The 16,070-nt window shown below is 68.4% G+C and carries 12 protein-coding genes; 5 read left to right on the forward strand and 7 right to left on the reverse strand.

All coding sequences use genetic code 11. The features are described 5' to 3' along the window. Positions 1–36: 36 nt before the first annotated feature. Positions 37–2,025: a glycoside hydrolase family 15 protein gene (locus APZ21_RS12750; protein ID WP_082393049.1), complete on the forward strand. Its 1,989-nt coding sequence runs from the start codon at positions 37–39 to the stop codon at positions 2,023–2,025. A 7-nt stretch (positions 2,026–2,032) separates the two neighbouring features. On the opposite strand, the gene APZ21_RS12755 is transcribed toward APZ21_RS12750, so the two are convergent. Together APZ21_RS12755 and APZ21_RS12760 are read right to left on the reverse strand one after the other, a co-directional pair. After that, positions 2,033–3,832: a P-loop NTPase family protein gene (locus APZ21_RS12755; protein WP_082393050.1), complete on the reverse strand. Its 1,800-nt coding sequence runs from the start codon at positions 3,830–3,832 to the stop codon at positions 2,033–2,035. Positions 3,833–3,908: 76 nt separating this feature from the next. After that, complete coding sequence (locus APZ21_RS12760; RefSeq protein WP_054813493.1) at positions 3,909–6,053, reverse strand: hypothetical protein; 2,145 nt, start codon at positions 6,051–6,053, stop codon at positions 3,909–3,911. Between the two features lie 356 nt (positions 6,054–6,409). Between APZ21_RS12760 and APZ21_RS12765 the strand changes: the two genes are divergently transcribed. From APZ21_RS12765 to APZ21_RS12775, 3 genes are read left to right on the forward strand one after another with little or no spacing between them, the layout of a single operon-like run. Further along, positions 6,410–6,775 carry a hypothetical protein gene (locus tag APZ21_RS12765; RefSeq protein WP_054813494.1) on the forward strand — a complete coding sequence of 122 codons (366 nt, stop codon included), beginning with the start codon at positions 6,410–6,412 and terminating at the stop codon, positions 6,773–6,775. 26 nt (positions 6,776–6,801) lie between these two features. Further along, positions 6,802–7,494, forward strand: a complete 693-nt coding sequence (locus tag APZ21_RS12770; protein WP_054813495.1) for a response regulator transcription factor — start codon at positions 6,802–6,804, stop codon at positions 7,492–7,494. Next, positions 7,491–8,783, forward strand: a complete 1,293-nt coding sequence (locus tag APZ21_RS12775; RefSeq protein WP_054813496.1) for a HAMP domain-containing sensor histidine kinase — start codon at positions 7,491–7,493, stop codon at positions 8,781–8,783. Before APZ21_RS12770 ends, APZ21_RS12775 begins: the two co-directional genes overlap by 4 nt. Positions 8,784–8,795: 12 nt before the next feature. On the opposite strand, the gene lepA is transcribed toward APZ21_RS12775, so the two are convergent. Next, a complete protein-coding gene (gene lepA, locus APZ21_RS12780; RefSeq protein ID WP_054813497.1) occupies positions 8,796–10,682 on the reverse strand; it encodes a translation elongation factor 4 in 1,887 nt (628 codons plus the stop codon). A 141-nt stretch (positions 10,683–10,823) separates the two neighbouring features. Here lepA and APZ21_RS12785 point away from each other — a divergent pair, with 141 nt between their 5' ends. Then, positions 10,824–11,375 carry a type II toxin-antitoxin system PemK/MazF family toxin gene (locus APZ21_RS12785; RefSeq protein ID WP_054813498.1) on the forward strand — a complete coding sequence of 184 codons (552 nt, stop codon included), beginning with the start codon at positions 10,824–10,826 and terminating at the stop codon, positions 11,373–11,375. A 58-nt stretch (positions 11,376–11,433) separates the two neighbouring features. On the opposite strand, the gene APZ21_RS12790 is transcribed toward APZ21_RS12785, so the two are convergent. From APZ21_RS12790 to APZ21_RS12805, 4 genes are all read right to left on the reverse strand, one after another. Next, positions 11,434–12,222 carry an aquaporin gene (locus tag APZ21_RS12790; protein WP_054813499.1) on the reverse strand — a complete coding sequence of 263 codons (789 nt, stop codon included), beginning with the start codon at positions 12,220–12,222 and terminating at the stop codon, positions 11,434–11,436. Positions 12,223–12,329: 107 nt separating this feature from the next. Further along, positions 12,330–13,172: a transglutaminase family protein gene (locus APZ21_RS12795; RefSeq protein ID WP_054813500.1), complete on the reverse strand. Its 843-nt coding sequence runs from the start codon at positions 13,170–13,172 to the stop codon at positions 12,330–12,332. Continuing rightward, a complete protein-coding gene (locus APZ21_RS12800; RefSeq protein WP_054813501.1) occupies positions 13,169–14,143 on the reverse strand; it encodes an alpha-E domain-containing protein in 975 nt (324 codons plus the stop codon). Before APZ21_RS12800 ends, APZ21_RS12795 begins: the two co-directional genes overlap by 4 nt. Further along, positions 14,143–15,690, reverse strand: coding sequence for a circularly permuted type 2 ATP-grasp protein (locus APZ21_RS12805; protein WP_239476613.1), 1,548 nt, complete (start codon positions 15,688–15,690; stop codon positions 14,143–14,145). Before APZ21_RS12805 ends, APZ21_RS12800 begins: the two co-directional genes overlap by 1 nt. Positions 15,691–16,070: the final 380 nt, after the last annotated feature.

Raw genomic sequence — 16,070 nt, forward strand, 5'->3', positions numbered from 1 at the left:
GTGGACGGCACGACCGGAGCAACCCAAGATGGGTCTATGGCGTCTCCCACCGATGACCTCACAATCGATGAGCCCGACGATCTGCCGGTGCCGACCGCGTTGACCGGCGCACGCCACGGCGCCTTCCCCCCGATCGACGACTACGCCTTTCTCTCCGACTGCGAGACGAACTGCCTCATCGCGAGCAATGGCGCCGTCGAATGGATGTGCGTGCCCCGCCCCGACTCCCCCAGCGTCTTCGGCGCGATCCTGGATCGCAGCGCGGGACATTTCCGTATCGGCCCGTACGGCCGCAATGTGCCCGCCGCGCGCCGCTACCTGCCCGGCGGCATGATCCTGGAGACCACCTGGCAGACCCCGACCGGCTGGCTCATCGTGCGCGACGCGCTGGTCCTCGGCCCCTGGCACAACAACGACCAGCGCAGCCGCACCCACCGCCGCACCCCCATGGACTGGGACGCCGAGCACATGCTGCTGCGCACCGTGAAATGCGTCAACGGCACGGTCGAACTCGAGATGAGCTGTGAACCCGCCTTCGACTACCACCGCGCGACGACCACCTGGGAGTACACCGGCAAGGTCTACGAGGAGGCCACGGCGGTGCGCACCAACGACCCGACCGTCGGCCCCACACTGGTACTCACCACCGATCTGCGTCTGGGACTCGAGGGCCGCGAGGCCCGAGCGCGCACCCGCATGCAGGAGGGCGACGAGGTCTACGTCGCACTGACCTGGTCGGAACTGCCCGCGCCGAAGACCTTCGCCGACGCCGCGCAGAAGATGTGGGCCACCACCGAATGCTGGCGGCAGTGGATCACCCTCGGCAACTTCCCGGACCACCCGTGGCGCAACTACCTGCAACGCAGCGCGCTGACCCTCAAGGGCCTGACCTACAAGCCGACCGGCGCGCTCATGGCCGCTGCCACCACGTCATTGCCGGAAACCCATGGCGGACAACGGAACTGGGACTACCGCTACACCTGGGTGCGCGATTCCAGCTTCGCCCTGTGGGGCCTGTACACGCTGGGCCTCGACCGTGAGGCCGACGACTTCTTCGCCTTCCTCAACGACGCGTCGACCGGAAACAACGGCGACGCGGTCCCGCTCCAAGTGCTCTACGGCATCGGCGGCGAACGCGACCTCACCGAGATCGAACTGACCCATTTGCGCGGCTACGACGGCGCGCGTCCGGTGCGCATCGGCAACGGCGCCTACAACCAGGATCAGCACGACATCTGGGGCACCATGCTCGACGCGGTGTACCTGCACGTGAAGTCACGCGGACAGGTGCCGGAGTCGCTGTGGCCGCTGCTGGAACGTCAGGTGCACGCCGCCGTCGCGAACTGGCGCGAACCCGACCGCGGCATCTGGGAGATCCGCGGCGAGCCGCAGCATTTCACCTCGTCCAAGATCATGTGCTGGGTGGCGCTCGACCGCGGCGCGAAACTTGCCGAGATGCACGGCCAGTTCGAACGCGCCACCGAGTGGCACACCGTCGCCGACGAGATCAAGGACGACATCCTCGCCAACGGCGTCGACGCGAACGGGGTCTTCACCCAGACCTACGGGGGGCAGACCCTCGACGCCTCCCTGCTGCTGGTGGTACTCGTGCGCTTCCTGCCGCCCGACGACCACCGGGTGCGGGCCACCGTACTTTCGATCGCCGACAGACTCACCGAACACGGTCTGGTGCTGCGCTACCGCACCGAGACCACCGACGACGGCCTCACCGGCGCCGAGGGCACCTTCACGATCTGCTCGTTCTGGCTGGTCTCGGCGTTGGTTGAGATCGGTGAGGTGCGCCGGGCACGGCACCTGTGCGAGCGGTTGCTCGGCTACGCCAGCCCGCTGCGGCTCTACGCCGAGGAGATCGATTCGCGTAGCGGACGCCACCTGGGCAACTTCCCGCAGGCGTTCACCCATCTCGCGCTCATCAATGCCGTCACCCATGTGATCAGGGCCGAGGAGTCACGGGCGGTCGGCGATTTCCAGCCCGCGCACACCCCGGCGTCGCATCCGCACTGACACCGGATCAGGCGCCGACCAACCGGTCGGCGCGATCGCGCACCCCGCGCAGGGCGCGCAGGCGCGTATCGAGTTCGGCGATGCGCTCCTCACGGCGGTCGCCGTATTTCCCGAACGCCTCCTCCGCGGCGCGCAGGGCGTCCTCGGCGGTGCGCAGCGATTCGGTGGCGATCTCGGTGAAGTGGTCACGCAGCGTTCGCTGCATGGCGCGCAGGCGATTGCGCGACTCCTTGCTCACCTGGAAGATCACGTCGTCCATGAGCCGGGCCACCGCGACCTTCGCCTCTGCGCGCCGCCGGGTCTTGCGATTCTTGCGGTCGTCCCACAGCGCGTTCACGCCCAACAGCACACCCGCACCCGCCGAATACCAGTTCACCAGTGACATGCCGAGCAGACTCGTGGCGAGACCCACCATGAGGATGCCACCGTAGGAACCGCGCAGCGCGGACAGGAACTGCTGTGTCACACCGGCATCGGCGCTGTCGAGCGGCTCGAGCGGCGCCACCGGTTCGAGCACCTCGCCCGGATTCTCCAGGCGCAGATCCGGCAGCGGCGGTGTGCGATTGTCGGCCGGGAACTTCGAGGCGACCTGATCGCACAGTTCCACCGAACGGTAGTGCGCCATCACGAAATTCTCTTCCACGGCCTCGCAGATCCGCGCGTCGAGATCGGTGGCGAATTCCTTCCAGCCGCGCGCGGGATCGGTCTGGGTGATCTCGGCTTCGGCGTCGCGCACCAGATTGCGCAGGCGATGACGCAGGTCGTGTTCGATATCGGCCATCAACTCGGTACTGCCGTCGACCAGGGTGACCTGCCAATTGGCGGTGCGCTGGCGCAACTGTTCGGCCTGATCGCGCGCCACGACGAGCGATTCGGTGATCTGCGCCTTGCGACGCGGATCACGCAAGGCCTCGGCCTCGCTGTGCAGTGTCATCGCCAGGTGGTCACTTACCAGCCGGATATCGCGCACCGCGGCCTCGATCGCCATGGAATCGGCATGGCCGACCACGTAGTCGCGCAGATGGTCGATCAACTGCGGCATACCGGATTCGATATCGCGCTGGTAGTTCGCGCCATGCTGACGATGTTGCAGCGCCGAGACCGGGGCGACGGCGAAGCCGAGGCCTGCCGCGTCGAGCAGTTCCCGGTTGCGCTGCTGCACATGGGCCCAGTGCGGATACTGGTCGATCTTGTTCAGCACGCACACCACGGTCGGACACAGCCGCTGCACCCGTTCCAGATAGGCGAGTTGCTCCTTGGTCAGTTCGGAGCGCGCGTCGGCCACGTAGAGCACCGCGTCCGCGGCCGCGATCATCGACCACTTGACGTGCTCGTCGGCGGGCGCGCCCGGGGCGTCCATGACCACGATGCCGTCGGCGAGCAGCGGACTCGGCTCGGTGAACTCCGCGCGGATCACCCCTTCGGCGCGCAGCGCGGGTCCGGGGTCGAGCGGGTCGACGGGCTGGCGCTCGGTGCGGCCGCCCGGGATCGCCTTCACCAGCGTGGCGGTGGAGCGCGGACCGTATTCGGCGATCACCGGCACGCTCAGCGGGCTGTCGGTGGCGCTGACCTGTGCTCCGACCAGACCGTTGACCAGGGTGCTCATCCCGTTCTTCGGCTCGCCGACCACGACAAGCCGCACCCGGGGATCGGCGACCCTGGCCCGGACCATGCTGAGCCGTCCGGTCAGATCGTCACGACCCGCGGCTCTGGTCATCTCCCGCAATTCATCGAGGACACGGATGAGCGGGGCCATCGCGTCCGGATGTTTCACCGTCACGGACTCCAGCCCGGCTGCGGCAGACAACCCTCCTCCTAACTCTCTTTCGTATCCGCTGCGCGACGACATCGACGGCGCGTCCTCCCTTCGCACCGTGGACGCGCTAATGCAGCAGCGAGTGATGATCCAGTGTGCCGTGTGTCGCGTCGAGGTCGTACGGCCCCCCGCCCGGCAGCAGTCCCGCCGACAGTCCGCCGCCCGCGAACGCCGTGCTCATGTGGTCGGCATCGACGGTGAAGGAGGCGGCCGCGGGGTGGGCGAGGTACCCGTGTGACGAATCCCACTGATCGCTGATGGGCTTGTTGTTCGTGCCGACCTGCGGCTTGATCGGGGTGACGGGCGCGGGATGCGGCGCCGAGTACGTGGGAGTCGGCAACTCCGCCGAGGGCACCTCGGCCGTCGGCACGTCCACGGTCGGCACGTCGATGGTCGACGGCTGCGACGGCGAGTACGTCGGCACGCTGTGCGAGGTCGACGGCACCGACACCGTGGGCACCTCGGCGCTCGGGGCGTCGGTGCTCGGATGGGTCTGCGACGGCGGGTTGCTCTGCGTACCGCCCGTGCCGGTGCCGGTCCCGTCGGGGGTGGACGGCTGCTGGGCGGGCCGGGTCGCGCCCGGCACTTTGGTGGTGGTGATGTCGATATCACCGCTCGGCATCGTCGGTTTGCCGTCCACGCCGGGCAGTTTGGTCGGCAGCGGAACCGACGTGCTCACCGGATCCGGTGCGGTGTGATCCACACCCGGCGTCGAGGCGCCCGGTCCGAACGTGGTCGGGATCTTGGTCACCGGAACGGTCGGCTGGTGGTTATCCGCGCCGGTGTCGACGGGCTTTGGCTGCACCGGCGTGTACGGATTCGGCTTGGGCGAGTGCTGCTGGTCGAACAGCGCCGGCACCGCCGCGGCGGGCGCGGTGAGCGGCGAGGTGCCCGACGGCGGTGCGAGCACATTCGCGATCGGCGAGGACGCGGCCTCGGGCTGGATCGTGGTCTGCAACGGCGTCACCGCCACCACCGGCGCCGCGGCCGGGGCGGCCGCCATCGGCGCGGGCGCCGGCGGGGCGACCGGCGCCTGTGTCATGGCGACCGGTGCGGTCGGCGCGAACACGGGAGCGGACGCGGCGGCAGGTGCGACGGGCGCGACACCGCCGGAGACACCGGCCGTCGCCGACCCCGAACCCAGTGCGCCAGAACCGATTCCGTGCTGGTCGGTGGTGGCGCGGCCCGCGCCGGTGGTCGATTTGCCGTCGAGCCAGTTGGTGAGATTGTCGAGCTGATCGCCGATATTCGATCCCGCGGCGGTCTTGATCGTCATCCCCGCCGACGCCTCCACCTTCATCTCGGTGGTGAGATACGCGCCATTGGGGCCGACACCGAAGTCGATCTCGAGTTCGGTGTAGAGCGAGGCGAAGGCGTCGACGCCGACGTAGACACCGAAATCATCGAGCCCGTCGAGCATCTGGGCCGCGTGCGCGCCATCCACCGGCTGGGTCGGCGCCCACGGCACCGAATGGCCGAAGCCGAGCGAATTGCCCGGCGCGGCATTGTCGTCCACGGTCTCGGTGAGCTCGCCCACCCGCGCCCGCTCCGCCGCCGCATGTTTCGGCAGCCCGAACAGCGTCGCGCTCGGATCGGTCAGGAAGTTGCCCCCATCGGGCAGGCCGAGACCGAGTCCGTGCGAACCGGGTACCGGCGCGGGAGCGGTCGCGGCGTCGGTCCACCAATCCGGCAGGCCCGCCTCGGGCGTCGCGGTGGACCAGGTCTGGGCGTCGGTCCCGTCGTAGCCGGGCGCGGCGTCCAAGAAGCTGGGCGCGCCGGGGAAATCGTCGGTCCCGAATCCGGTGACGGCATCCTGATGCGGCGCGCCGCCCCGCATGTCGACCGCGGTGTCACCGGCCGAGGCGCCGGGTTGGAACACGCCGTGCGTCTGATCGGTGTGCGCGGCCAGCGTGGTCCGCGAGGGCGCGGGCGGCGCCGAATCCGGTTCGGGATCGGGGAAGGTCATCACCGGACTCGGCACATCGGGATCGGGATCGTTGTTCCCGGACCATCCGGTGTGCCAGCTGTCAAGGCGCTGCCCGCCCGGCGCGGCGGGAACGCCGCCGCCATTGGACGCGACGAGCGCGCCGCCGGTGACATACGCTCCGGCGCGCGCGACGCGGGCCACGCCGTTCGCGACGCGATACGCGGTATCTCCTGACGGGTCGGTCACCTCGGCGGCGTCGCCGTCGAAGGGCAGATCACGCGACATCCAAACTCCACATCTCGGATTCCAGCATCCTCACCGCGCCGGGCCGACCGAGTGAAGACCATCTAACGATATTTCCGAAGAACCCAACTGTCACATTCTCCGGCAACCTTGCCATCGCACGGCGTTCATGGGAAGCCCCGCTTTCCTTGGCACCGATTACCGGATAACCCTGCGACAGCGTTCGCACCTGGCACTATGCCGGCCCGGATCGAGCAGCGGAAGTCCGCGGGGAGCGTGGCCGCAAAGCCTGAGAGAACTCTAATGATTACTGGAGAACCCCCGAAGATCGCACTCCTACTGTCGATCTCGCCGCACCGCGTCCGGTCGAAGGCGGCCTCGACGAATAGGAGATATCCATGACAGCCCCACGCTATGACCGCATACGGATCGCGGCCGCGGGCGCCGCGGCCTGCGCCGCGGCCCTTTTCGCGGCGGGAACGGCCGTCGCCGAACCAACGGTGATCGCACCGGCCCCACCCGGCACACCGGGCGCACCCGTCATCACCTGTATCGCTCCCGGCGGACCCGACGGACCGAAGATCCACATCGAGGAACTCGGACCGCTGCCCGACGGCGCGCAACCCCATATCTACAACCAGCGTTTCGAACAGCTCCCGCCCGGCGCCGCGCCGGACGGCTGCCATGACCTCGACGGCGCGGTCCCGGGACCGGACGGGCCGATGGTGCTGCGGACCGGCCCCACCGGCAGCGTCGACAACTGAGCGTCGGACCGCTCTATGGTGGCCCCATGACCGGTCAGCGCATCTTGGTCGTGGACGACGAGATCCGGGTGCTCACCTCGCTGCGGCGCGGCCTCGAACTCTCCGATTTCGAGGTCGTGACCGCGGCGGGCGGCGCGCAGGCGCTCACCCTGGTCGGCACGGCCGCGCCGGACGCCATGGTGCTCGACGTGAACATGCCCGACCTGGACGGGGCGGGCGTGGTCACGGCATTGCGCGCGATGGGCAATGACATACCGATATGCGTGCTCAGCGCGCGCACCGCGGTCAGCGACCGCATCGCCTGCCTGGAACGCGGGGCCGACGACTACCTCACCAAACCCTTCGACCTCGGCGAACTCGTCGCTCGGCTGCGCGCGCTGCTGCGCCGCAGGCCACTGGCGACCGCCCTGCCCGCCGAGACATTGCGGGTCGGCCGGGTGCAGCTGGACCGGGCGGGGCGGCGGGTGTGGGCCGACGGCAGGCCGGTCGAGTTGACCAAACGGGAATTCGACCTGCTGGCGGTGCTGGCCGACAACGCGGGAATCGTGCTCACGCGGGAGCAGATCCTGTCCTCGGTGTGGGGGTACGACTTCCCCACCGACACCAATGTGGTCGACGTCTTCGTCTCCTATCTGCGCCGCAAGCTGGAGGCGGGCGACGTGCCGCGGGTCGTGCACACGGTGCGCGGCGTCGGATTCGTCCTGCGGGACCAGCCGTGAGGGCGCGCCGGTCGCCGTCGCTGCGGGCGCGGGTCGCGCTGGTCTCCGGCGGGGTGGCGGCGCTGGTCGCGGTGGGTCTTGCACTGACCTATATCGCCCTGCTCGACACCGCGAGCAACCGCCAACTCGACCGCACCGTCGACACGATGGAGGTCAGGGTCGCCGGACCCGCCGATCTGCCCGCCGTGCCGGACCCGCCGAAGGGGCCACCGGTGCGCATCGACATCCGGTCCGCGCCGCCGGATTCGATCGCGCCGCCCCCGGACCCGCCGGACACCGGACCGCGGACGATACGTTTCGCGGACACCGCCGTCGCGCCGGTGGCGGGCGCGCCGGGCATGGCGGTCGTCCTCAGACCCGATCTGGCCGCGGTGGATTCGGCCGTCGCCCGCAGCAGACTCGTCGGCATCGGCGTCGCCGTCGCGGGTGTGCTGATCGCGGCGGCGCTGGGCTGGGTACTGGCCGGACTCGTCGCGCGCCCGCTGCGCAGACTCGCCGGCGCCGCGCACGCGATCGACACCTTGGAGACCCTGCCGCCGCTATCCGGTCGCGGCGCGCGCGAAGCCGAGGAACTGTCCGACGCCCTCACCCGCATGCTGGCCCGCCTGGAGACCGCGCACGCGGACACCGGCCGCGCGCTGGCGAGCGCCCGGGATTTCGCCGCCGTCTGCGCACACGAACTACGTACCCCGCTCACCTCGCTGCGCACCGATCTCCAGGTGCTCGCCACCAAGGACCTGCCCGCCGAGCAGCGCGCGACCGTCCTCGACGAGGTCCTGCGCACCGAGGAACGCATCGAGCAGACCCTCACGGACCTGGAACGCCTCGCCGTGGGCGAGCTCGCCGATCCCGATGCCTACGAGAGCTTCGACCTGTGCGACACCCTCGACCGCGCGGTACAGCATGCGCGCCGCCGCCATCCCGATATCACCGTCGAACTAGTCGAATGCGCCCCGGTCACGCTCACCGGACTGCCGGGCGGGCTCATGCTGATCGTCACCAACGCGGTCGCCAATGCCGTCCAGCACGGTCGTGCCGGTACCGTCGCGGTCGCGGCGCGCGCCAACGGGCCCGATATCGAGATCACCGTCGACGACGACGGCCGCGGCCCGCACGGCGAGCTGGGCGGCACCGTCTTCGACCGTTTCGTCAAGGGGCCGGGCTCCCCCGGCTCGGGCCTCGGCCTCGCGCTGGTGCGCCAACAGGCCGAGTTGCATTCCGGCACCGCCGAACTCGGGCACGGCCCGCTCGGCGGCGCGCGCCTCACCGTGCGTATCGCGGCACGATGAGGCGCGCGACCGCTACTTCTTGTCCTTGGGCTTGTCGGCGGCCGCGTCGGAGGACAGCGCGGCGACGAACGCCTCCTGCGGCACGTCCACCCGCCCGATCGTCTTCATGCGCTTCTTGCCCTCCTTCTGCTTCTCGAGCAGTTTGCGCTTACGGCTGATATCGCCGCCGTAGCACTTGGCGAGCACGTCCTTGCGGATGGCGCGAATGTTCTCGCGGGCGATGATCTTGGACCCGATCGCCGCCTGGATGGGCACCTCGAACTGCTGGCGCGGAATCAGTTCGCGCAGTTTGGTGGTCATCTTGTGGCCGTATGCCTGCGCCGCGTCGCGGTGCACGATCGCGCTGAAGGCGTCGACGGCCTCGCCCTGCAACAGGATGTCCACCTTGACCAGCTGCGCCTCCTGCTCGCCGGCCTCCTCGTAGTCGAGCGAGGCGTAGCCGCGGGTGCGCGATTTCAGCGAATCGAAGAAATCGAAGATGATCTCGGCCATCGGCATGGTGTAGCGCAATTCGACCCGGGTCTCGGACAGATAGTCCATGCCGCCGAGCTCGCCGCGGCGCGACTGGCACAGCTCCATGATCGAGCCGATGAACTCGCTCGGCGCGATCACGGTGCACTTCACGATCGGCTCGAACACGCTGCGGGTCTTGCCCTCGGGCCAGTACGAGGGATTGGTGACGATGTGTTCGGCGCCGTCCTCCATCTCCACCCGGTACACCACATTGGGGGCGGTGGAGATCAGGTCGAGGTCGAATTCGCGTTGCAGGCGTTCGCGGGTGATCTCCATGTGCAGCAGTCCGAGGAACCCGCACCGGAAACCGAAGCCGAGCGCGACCGAGGTCTCCGGGGTGTAGGTGAGCGCGGCATCGTTGAGCTGCAACTTCTCCAGCGCGTCGCGCAGATCCGGATAGTCGGAGCCGTCCACCGGATACAGCCCGGAGTAGACCATCGGACGCGGTTCGCGGTAGCCGGTGAGCGGTTCGGTCGCACCCCCGCGCGCCGCGGTCACGGTATCGCCGACCTTCGACTGGCGGACGTCCTTCACACCGGTGATGAGATAACCGACCTCGCCGACGCCGAGACCCTGGGTCGGCTTCGGCTCGGGCGAGACGATGCCGATCTCGAGCAGTTCGTGTGTCGCGCCCGTGGACATCATCTTGATCTTCTCGCGCGGGGTGAGTTTGCCGTCCACCACGCGCACATAGGTGACGACACCGCGGTAGGTGTCGTAGACCGAATCGAAGATCATGGCCCGCGCGGGTGCGTCGGCCTCGCCCACCGGCGGCGGCACCTGGGCGATCACCTGGTCGAGTAGATCGGGCACGCCGACGCCGGTCTTGCCCGAAACCCGCAGCACTTCCTCGGGTTCGCAGCCGACCAGTCGCGCGAGCTCGGCGGCGTAGCGGTCGGGATCGGCCGCGGGCAGGTCGATCTTGTTCAGCACCGGAATGACGGTGAGGTCCTTCTCCATGGCCAGGTACAGGTTGGCCAGGGTCTGCGCCTCGATGCCCTGCGCGGCATCCACCAGCAGGACCGCGCCCTCACAAGCCTCGAGCGCGCGCGAGACCTCGTAGGTGAAGTCGACGTGGCCGGGCGTGTCGATGAGGTGCATCACGTAGTCGATGCCGTCCACCTGCCACGGCAGTCGGACGTTCTGCGCCTTGATGGTGATACCGCGTTCGCGTTCGATGTCCATCCGGTCCAGGTACTGCGCGCGCATCGCGCGTTCCTCGACCACACCGGTGAGTTGCAACATCCGGTCGGCCAGCGTCGACTTGCCGTGATCGATGTGCGCGATGATGCAGAAGTTACGGATCCGCGAGGGATCGGTGAACGTCGTATCGGCGAAGCTGGCGGGCACTCCACTCCTCATGGGTATCGGCAGACTGCCGTCCATCGTCCCATGCGCGACCGGTGCGGGCGCTGGGGCGGTAGGTCGTCGCCCGCGGGGCCGCCGCGAATGCCGCGCGAATCCGCGTCCCGACCGGGCGATCGCGTCATGGATGTGAACTCGTGACGGCACCGTTATCCTTCGATGATGGCCCGAACCTGGAACTCCCTCGGCAAGCAACTCGGCATAATCGCCAAGACGCAGGGTCCCAAGGTCGTCCGGCAGCAGGGACCCAAACTCGTCGAGAAGCTGATGGGCGGCCTGAGCGGACGCCGTGTCTCCTCGCCGTCGGTGCGCCCGACCGCTTCCACGCCGGTGCCCACCCGCGAACGCGCCCGTCAGATCGTCTACTGCCCGCGGCTCGACGGCCGCGCCGATCCGGGCGAGATCGTATGGACCTGGGTGCCTTACGAGGAGGACCCCGCCAACGGCAAGGACCGCCCGGTGCTCGTCGTCGGCCGCGACGGCAAGACCCTGCTCGGGTTGATGCTGTCGTCGAATACGGACCGCGCCGACGATCACAATTGGATCGGCATCGGCAGCGGGAGCTGGGATCACGAGGGCAGGCCGAGCTGGGTCCGCCTGGACCGGGTGCTCGACGTCCCCGAGGCAGGCATCCGGCGCGAGGGCGCGATCCTGGCGCGCAAGACCTTCGACCTGGTGGCCCATCGGCTGGTCGCCGAATACCAGTGGAGCTGAGCCGCGAAACGGCCGAAGGCCGCCCGGAGCGACCGGACGGCCTTCGCGCGGGCCGAGTTCAGTCGAGCGTGTCGCGCGAGCGCCCGAACAGCAGGCCGTAGACCAAGGCGCCGAGCGCACCGCCGATGAGTGGGAACACCACGAATGCCCACACCTGCGCCCCCGCGCCCACCTGGTAGAAGGCCACCCCGAGGCTGCGCGCCGGATTGACCGAGGTGTTGTCGACCGGGATCGAGACCAGGTGGATCACCGCCAGCGTGACGCCGATACTCAGGCCGGCCAGCGGGACATCGGAGATCTGGTCGGTGGAGGCGAGTACCACGAACACCAGCAGCGCGGTCAGCATCACCTCGATGATGATCATCGCGGCCATGCCGTAGCCGTTCTGGATCACCACCTCGCCCAGCGGTCCTTTCTGCGCCGAGGGACTGTGCGCGCCCCAGCCGTTGGCGGCCAGACCATCGACCTTGCGGTCATAGGACGGCAAATTCTTGGCGATCGCGAAGATCACGAGTCCGGCGAGAAACGCGCCGATCAGTTGAGCGATCATGTAGCCGGCCGCGACCACGGCCGAGACACGGCCGAGCAACAACTGCCCGAGCGTCACCGCCGGATTCACGTGACAGCCCGAGATCGGGCCGATCGAATACATCAGGAACATCAGGGCGAGGCCGAACGCGAGGGCGATACCGAGCGGGCCGACCCGTTCACCGGCCAGGACGGCGGTGCCGACACCGCTCGTCACCAGCACGAAGGTGCCGATCGCCTCGGCACCCCACTTCTTGACGTCGGGCACCGGGCCGTTTTCGGCGACCTCCTCGACAACTTCCTGAGCCGTGGGCGACATAGGGCAGCAGTCCCTTCGAGATCGGACCCTGGCGGGCCGCAGCGAAATTTCTGGGTACTGCTCAGAAGGCTACGAGTTCAGCCGGCAACCTCGTGGCACAACACGCATTATGCCAATCGTGTGATTTCCACGACGACCTCGAGATCCGTGGAGCCGCCGCCGGAGAAAATCCCCTTCAACGGCGGCACATCGGCATAGTCTCGGCCGACGCCGACCGAGACGTGTTGTTCGTTGATGGCGATATTGTTCGTCGGGTCGTAGCCCCACCATGCGCCGGTCCACGCCTCGATCCAGGCGTGCGACTGCCCCGCCACCGTCACCCCGATCTCCGCCGCGGGATTCGGATGCAGGTATCCCGAGACATACCGGCTCGGAATGCCCATGCTCCGCAACAGCACCAGCGTGAGATGCGCGTAGTCCTGGCACACGCCCTGGCGGTCGGCGAACGCCTGCACCGCCGAGGTGTGCACGGAAGTGGTGCCGGTGATGTAGTCCATCTCCTGATGCACCCATTCGGCCGCGCGCACCACGGCCTTGGCGGGCGGCACCCCCTTGGACAGCTGTCGGGCGACCGCGGTGAGCTTGCGATCGCGCGGCACATAGCCGGTGGGCGCCAGCATCTCGTCGAATCGGTCGGCGAGTTGCTCGTTGCGCAACTGCTCCCAGGACAGTTCCTCGGCCGGTCCGGCGAACGGCTCGGTCTCCACCACCGACGCGCCGGTGACCTCCAGTTCGGTGTGCGGGGCGTGCAGGTCGAAGGCGGTCACCGCGGTGCCCCAGTAGTCGGTGTAACGATAGGACCGGGTGGCGGGCACCGTCTCGACACGATTCAGGATGACGTTCTGCCTGCTGTCGGCGCGCGGGGTGAGTCTGGCCTCGTTGAACGACCGGGTCACCGGCGCGTCGTACACATATCCGGTGGTGTGCACCACCCTGATCCGCCAACTCATAGTTCGCCCTCCACCTGCACTCGGCTGTCCTGACTGCTGCGCAGGTCGGTCCAGGCCACCCACGGGGCGGCGTGGAAGTATTGCAACGCGATGGCCTCGCTCACCTCACGGCAGGTCTTCTGCAACGAGAGCAGCCGCTGCTGTAGATCCTCGAGCAGCACGCCCGGCGGCAGGAACTCCAATTCGCTGCGAGCCCGCCCGAGCAGCCGCTGCGCCTCGTGCCGCGCGCCGACTCGGCTACTCGGGCGCTGATCCAATTCCGCGAGGCAGTTCTCCGCCACCCGCACCGAATGGAAGACCGACCGCGGGAACAACCGGTCCAGCAGGATGAACTCCGCGACCCGGTGGGCGTCGAGCGCGCCGCGATGGGTGCGCAGATAGGTGTCGTGCGCGCCCGCCGAACGCAGCACCGTCACCCAGGCGGGCGACGAGGTGCGGTCGCCCGCGCGCGAGAGCAGCAGGCGCACGGTCATGTCCACCCGCTCGATGGAGCGGCCGAGCAGCAGGAAGCGGTATCCGTCGTCGCGGCTCAGGGTCGAATCCGAGAGTCCGGCGAACATCGCCGCGCGATCCTTGATGTAGTGGAAGAACTCGTGCGGGCCCACGCTGCGCGCGGCCTTCTCGGTGGCCGCAAGACCGATGTAGGTGGCGTTGAGGCACTCCCACATCTCGCTCGAGGTCACCTCGCGCGCGCCGCGGGCGTTCTCGCGGGCATTGGAGACCGAATCGATGATCGAGCCGCCGTGGTCGTGGCTGAAGGCGACCAGATCGGTCACCGACCAGACATCGAGCTCGCCCTCGGGCGGTTCGATGCCGAGCACCCGCAGCAACACCCGAGAGGTGCGGTCGGGATCGACGGTGGCGTCCTCGAGCAACTGGTGCACCGCGACATCGAGGATGCGCGCGGTGTCGTCGGCGCGCTCGACATAGCGGCCGATCCAATACAGGGATTCGGCATTGCGGGCCAGCATCACCGCGGCCCGTCTTCCGAAAGCGTGCGCTGCTCCTGCTGCTGTTGCTGCTGTTGCTGATTGGCCTGGGCCGCGGTGAGTTCGCGACCGAGTTCGAAGGCGTCGGACTGCGGCGGATCGCTCACCAACTCCTCACCCGCCAGTTCTCGTTCCTCGGGCGAGGCGCGCCCGGTCAGCACCCAGGTGTCCTTGCTGCCGCCGCCCTGACTGGAGTTGACCACCAGCGAGCCCTCCGGCAGCGCGACCCGGGTCAGTCCGCCAGGCAGCACCCAGATGTCGTCGCCGTCGTTGACCGCGAACGGGCGCAGATCCACATGCCGCGGCACCAGTTCGTTGCCGATCTTCGTCGGCACGGTGGACAGCTGCACCACCGGCTGGGCGATCCACCCACGCGGGTCGGCCCGCACCTTGCGGCGCACCGCGTCGAGCTCGCGCTGGGAGGCGTCGGGTCCGATGACGATGCCGTACCCGCCGGAACCCTCCACCGGCTTGATGACCAGTTCCTCGATGCGGTCGAGCACTTCCGCACGTTCCTCGTCGAGCCAGCAGCGGTAGGTGTCCACATTGGGCAGCACCGGCTTCTCGTTGAGGTAGTACTCGATGATGGTCGGCACATAGGTGTAGATGAGCTTGTCGTCACCGACGCCGTTGCCGACCGCGCTGGAGATGACCACGTTGCCCGCCCGCGCCGCATTGAGCACACCCGCGATGCCGAGCACCGAATCGGGGCGGAAATGCATCGGGTCGAGGAAGGTGTCGTCGATGCGCCGGTAGATCACGTCGACCTGACGCTCACCCTCGGTGGTGCGCATGTAGACGAAATTGTCGCGGCAGAACAGGTCCCGCCCCTCGACCAGCTCCACTCCCATCTGCCTCGCCAGCAGCGAATGTTCGAAGTAGGCGGCGTTGTAGACGCCCGGGGTGAGCACCACCACGGTCGGATCGGCCTCGTTCGGTGCCGCCGAGGCCCGCAGCGCGCGCAGCAGAAACGCCGGATAATCACCCACGGCGCGCACCCGGTGGGAGAAGAACAGGTCGGGGAAAACCCGCGCCATCGTGCGGCGGTTCTCCATGACATAGGACACGCCCGATGGCGAGCGCAGATTGTCCTCGAGCACACGGAAGTCGCCGCGCTCGTCACGGATCAGATCGATACCCGCGACGTGGATGCGCACGCCGTTGGGCGGCACCAGTCCGGCGGCCTCGCGGTGGAAGTGCTGGCACGAGGTCACCAGGCGCTTGGGTATGGCCTGGTCGCGCAGGATGTTCTGCTCGCCGTAGACGTCGGCCAGGAACAGTTCGAGTGCCACCACGCGCTGCTTGATGCCGCGTTCGAGCTTGTTCCACTCCGCCGCCGCGATGACCCGCGGCACCAGGTCGAGCGGGAAGGGGCGTTCCTGCCCCGACAGCGAGAAGGTGATGCCCTGATCGATGAAGGCCCGGTCCAGCGCGTCGGAGCGGCGCTCGAGGTCGGCCACGTCGATCGGCGCCAGCGCGGCGAAGATTCCGCGATAGGGCTGGCGGACTCGCCCGGAGGCATCGAACATCTCGTCGAACGCGCCGGCGTAGCGCCCCGGTTTGTACCCCTCGAACAGGCCCGATGTGATGGCGCGAGCATGTCCGTTGACCTGTCCGTTCGACCCCTTCGGGCTCGGTGCGGAGGTTCGGCCCGAACGCGGCGGGGAGGCGGAAGTCATGCCCAAAATCGTGCATCACCCAGCGGTAATGCCGTGTGTGACACAGGTAAATTTCTTGCATCACCTCGACGGCACACATCGAAAATCCGGTTGAAGGACCGGATGGTTGTAAACGGTCGATTACCGGGTCGCGGCGCGGGCCGCGCGGTGGTAAGGCGCGCCGATTTCGCCTGCCGAAGAGGGGCTGGTAGCCTTGACATTCGGCGTTGCGATACCTGGTTAGTCCGGGC

It is taken from the genome of Nocardia arizonensis, from assembly GCF_001310275.1.
Lineage (GTDB): Bacteria > Actinomycetota > Actinomycetes > Mycobacteriales > Mycobacteriaceae > Nocardia > Nocardia arizonensis.

What these genes read in the sequence shown, in the direction of transcription:
- APZ21_RS12795 (WP_054813500.1), bottom strand. Translation starts at nt 13,172, where the DNA reads ATGAGTTGGCGGATCAGGGTGGTGCACACCACCGGATATGTGTACGAC.
- APZ21_RS12800 (WP_054813501.1), bottom strand. Translation starts at nt 14,143, where the DNA reads ATGCTGGCCCGCAATGCCGAATCCCTGTATTGGATCGGCCGCTATGTC.
- APZ21_RS12785 (WP_054813498.1), top strand. Translation starts at nt 10,824, where the DNA reads ATGGCCCGAACCTGGAACTCCCTCGGCAAGCAACTCGGCATAATCGCC.
- APZ21_RS12750 (WP_082393049.1), top strand. Translation starts at nt 37, where the DNA reads ATGGCGTCTCCCACCGATGACCTCACAATCGATGAGCCCGACGATCTG.
- APZ21_RS12805 (WP_239476613.1), bottom strand. Translation starts at nt 15,690, where the DNA reads ATGTTCGATGCCTCCGGGCGAGTCCGCCAGCCCTATCGCGGAATCTTC.
- APZ21_RS12770 (WP_054813495.1), top strand. Translation starts at nt 6,802, where the DNA reads ATGACCGGTCAGCGCATCTTGGTCGTGGACGACGAGATCCGGGTGCTC.
- APZ21_RS12790 (WP_054813499.1), bottom strand. Translation starts at nt 12,222, where the DNA reads ATGTCGCCCACGGCTCAGGAAGTTGTCGAGGAGGTCGCCGAAAACGGC.
- APZ21_RS12765 (WP_054813494.1), top strand. Translation starts at nt 6,410, where the DNA reads ATGACAGCCCCACGCTATGACCGCATACGGATCGCGGCCGCGGGCGCC.
- lepA (WP_054813497.1), bottom strand. Translation starts at nt 10,682, where the DNA reads ATGGACGGCAGTCTGCCGATACCCATGAGGAGTGGAGTGCCCGCCAGC.
- APZ21_RS12760 (WP_054813493.1), bottom strand. Translation starts at nt 6,053, where the DNA reads ATGTCGCGTGATCTGCCCTTCGACGGCGACGCCGCCGAGGTGACCGAC.